2 protein-coding genes are annotated in these 2,037 nt (G+C 63.8%); both read left to right on the top strand.

The annotated features are described in order from the left end of the window. Positions 1-317 precede the first annotated feature (317 nt). Positions 318-1,193 carry a LysR substrate-binding domain-containing protein gene (locus H0W47_RS18605; protein ID WP_296927100.1) on the top strand — a complete coding sequence of 292 codons (876 nt, stop codon included), beginning with the start codon at positions 318-320 and terminating at the stop codon, positions 1,191-1,193. A 146-nt stretch (positions 1,194-1,339) separates the two neighbouring features. Continuing rightward, on the top strand, positions 1,340-1,948 hold the full coding sequence (locus H0W47_RS18600; RefSeq protein ID WP_296927098.1) for a hypothetical protein: 609 nt from the start codon (positions 1,340-1,342) through the stop codon (positions 1,946-1,948). Positions 1,949-2,037 lie beyond the last annotated feature (89 nt).

Here is a 2,037-nt window from a genome sequence, read left to right as displayed (position 1 = left end):
CGTTCAGGAAGGGCGAGTGCACGGCGCCTTGGGGGCTGAACAGCGACACGATGCCGCGCATGTCACCTGAGGTCAGTAGCGCCAAGTACTTGTTGATAGCGGCAATGTATGCCAGTGCGTTCGAGCTGATGACCATGATGTGAAGAAACGTTGTGAGGCGGGTTGGAAGAATGGGGTGATCGTAAGATCGTCTGCGCCAGGGCACCAACGAAAGTTTTTGAGGGCAGCCATGTGCGGCACGCATGGCTGCCGCAGCAGCGGGGTCGCCACGATAAACTGGCCAGATGAACAACACCACCGCCTCACACGCCTGAGCCATGCCAGCCCTGCCACCCCTGTATGCCTTGCAGGCCTTCCTGGCCGCCGCTGATTGCGGCAGCTTCACAGGCGCGGCCAACCGGCTCAACCTGACACAAGGCGCGGTAAGCAGGCAGGTTCAGTTGCTGGAGGAATATTACGGATGCCCGCTGTTTGTGCGGGTGGCCCGCGGCTTGACGCTCACCGCCGAAGGCCAGGAACTCCTACCCCCGGTGCGGCAGGCGATGACGTCTCTCGCTGAAGCCAGCGCGCGTGTCCGGCGTGGTGTCGACGTTCTGACAATCCAGTTGCCGCCGACGATGGCTGTCAGGTGGTTCTTGCCGCGCCTCCCGGCGTTGCAGGAGGCCCTTCCCGGATTCGAGATCCGCGTGGCCACGCACTGGACGGATGCACCCGATTTCAGCGGCTCCGACGCGGACGCGATCATTGCCCACGGTAAGGGCGGCTGGCCGCACGTGGTCGAGGTACCTCTGATGCGTGAACGCCTCGTTCCCCTGTGTACGCCCCAGCTGGCCGCCGGGCTGCGCCAGCCGAGCGATCTTGCTGCCGCCACCTTGTTGCATGCCACGGCCCATCGGCACGAATGGCTGACGTGGCTGCGGGGTGCCGGCGTTCCGGAGCTGCAGGGCGCGCGTGAGCAGTTGTTTGACACGGTGGACATGTGCGTCCAGAGCGCGGAGCGGGGCCTGGGCGTTGCGATCGCCGACGCGGCCTTGTTCACCGACCTGATGACCTCGCGTAAGCTGGTGACGCCCTTCGACATCGAGGTCGACAGCGGCAACGGCTACTTTCTCACCTACCCGCCCCAGCGACGCGAGCAGCGCAACATCCGCCTCTTCGAGCAATGGCTCCTGACGAATGTGTTCGCGAGGTAAATACCGGGTAAATGCGTCCTGCGCTTACACCGCCTTCACACAGACGGTCCATCATGACTTCACCCGATCACAGATGCCTTTTTAAAGCAGCGATCCGGTGGCAGGCCGAGGGGCCTGCTGGCCCTTTGTCGAAAACAGGAGAACGCATGAAATCGAAACTATTGACCACTTCCTTGTTGGCATCCGCCCTGTTCGCCGGCCTTGGCATGGCCCCGGCCATTGCGCAAAACACCAGCACCCCCCAGGTGGACCGCGCGCAGCAGGCGATCAGTGCCCGCATCCAGCAGGGGCTGAACTCTGGCCATATCACGCCGTCCGAAGCCCAGGCTCTGTACGCCCGCGACCGTGACATCGCAGCCAAAGAGGCATTCTTCAAGTCCAACGGCCAGGCCACGCCACAAGAACGCCAGCAACTGCGCGCAGACCTGAGCGCCCTGAGCGCCGACGTGGAGCGCATGATGGCCAACAATGTGCACAACGCACCACGGACGGTTGGCACCCCCGGCATTGACAAGCAGGAGTACCGCATCAGCCAGCGCATCGACGAGGGCGTGCGTGATGGCCGGATATCCCAGCGTGAAGCACGCCGCTTGCACACCCGCGAACGTGCGCTCGCGCAGCGGGAGGCCAGTTTCAAGTCCGACGGTGTGGTGACACAGCAGGAGCGCCGCCAGTTACGCAATGACCTCAAGGCCTTGCGCGACCAGGTCGAACGCGCCATCCGCAACGACGGTCGGGGCCGTGACCGCAATTAAGTAGTGCTGACGGCCTGGCGTGTTGTATTGTTAGGCCCAGGCATGGACTGCGGCCTCGCGCCAGGTGCCTGGCGCGAGCCCTTCCAGAC

The sequence above is a fragment of the Polaromonas sp. genome, assembly GCF_013817205.1.
Classification (GTDB): domain Bacteria; phylum Pseudomonadota; class Gammaproteobacteria; order Burkholderiales; family Burkholderiaceae_C; genus Polaromonas.
The sequence above is the reverse complement of the archived record's forward strand: the minus strand, read 5'-3'. Positions and strand labels throughout refer to the sequence as shown.